This window comes from Pantoea sp. SIMBA_079 (assembly GCF_046940275.1).
Lineage (GTDB): Bacteria > Pseudomonadota > Gammaproteobacteria > Enterobacterales > Enterobacteriaceae > Pantoea > Pantoea borealis.
In genome coordinates, this window is sequence record NZ_JAWRYR010000701.1 from 1 (window position 1) to 248 (window position 248).

Here is a 248-nt window from a genome sequence, read left to right on the forward strand (position 1 = left end):
GGACCAGCTGGGCCAGCGCAAGGGCGCGGTCGCGGTCTACCTCGACATCTGGCACCGCGACATCGAGAACTTCCTCGACCTGCGCCTCAACAACGGCGACCAGCGCCTGCGCGCGCACGATGTGTTCACCTCGATCTGCATCCCCGACATCTTCATGGAAGCCGTCGACCGTCGCGGCGACTGGTACCTGTTCGACCCGCACGAGGTCCACAAGATCAAGGGCTTCTACCTGCAGGATTTCTTCGACG

1 pseudogene is annotated in these 248 nt (G+C 63.3%); it reads left to right on the forward strand.

The features are described from left to right. Positions 1 to 248: pseudogene (locus tag SB719_RS21760) on the forward strand (ribonucleotide-diphosphate reductase subunit alpha); the annotation flags it as partial.